Consider the following 828-nt stretch of genomic DNA (forward strand, 5'->3'; position numbering starts at 1 on the left):
GGGGTGCACGAGATTGATTCAACGCTGCCATTTGGAGATGGCTTTGGACGAGACGATCGGGGCGACGGATGCGGAATGGGCGCTGATCGGTCCTCTTCTGCCGTCTGAGACGGGGCGCGGTTGCCGTCCTGCTGGAGATAACCGTCGGCTCTTCGATGGCATGATGTGGATGGCCCGCACGGGGGCGCAGTGGCGGCATCTTCCGCCGTGCTATGGTAAGTGGAACAGCGTGTTTCGCCGTTACCGGCGCTGGGTCGAGCAGGGTGTGTTCGATGCCCTGCTGGAGACACTGGCGGAACTGGTTAGCCGCGACCGCTCGGCCGACATGATCGACAGCACGGTCGTGCGGGCCCATCACTGCGCCGCGGGCATAAAAAAAGTACTGGCCCGGCCGAGGCGCCTGGCCGATCACGGGGAGGGTTCACAACCAAACTCCATGCCCGCTGCGACGCACGCGGCCTCCCGCTCGCCTTCGTCCTGATGCCCGGACAAGCTCACGATCAGCAGGGCTTTGGGCCATTGTTCCAAGCCATCGGCGGTCGTCTCGACCAGCTTCTGGCGGATCGTGGCTACGACGCCGACCAGATCCGGGCCGACATCGCCTACGCGGGTGCCCGTCCGGTGATCCCGGCCAAACGCGGGAGGCGAAACCCCGCCAGCCACGATCGTCATGCCTACAAGCTGAGAAACCGTATCGAGCGTATGTTCAACCGGCTCAAGAACTGGCGGCGTGTCGCTACCCGATACGACAAGACCGCCCAGTCCTACCTCGGCTTTGTTTCGATCGCCTCAGCCTTCCTTTGGATCAGCTTTGTCCACGGGCGCTAG

General features: G+C 63.6%; 1 pseudogene. It reads left to right on the top strand.

Annotated elements, in window-relative coordinates:
- Nucleotides 1–75: 75 nt before the first annotated feature.
- A pseudogene (locus HKD27_RS16595) lies at nucleotides 76–825 on the top strand (IS5 family transposase); the annotation flags it as partial.
- Between the last annotated feature and the right edge of the window lie 3 nt (nucleotides 826–828).

Origin of the sequence: Gluconobacter sp. R75690 (assembly GCF_015244525.1) — a bacterium.
Lineage (GTDB): Bacteria > Pseudomonadota > Alphaproteobacteria > Acetobacterales > Acetobacteraceae > Gluconobacter > Gluconobacter potus.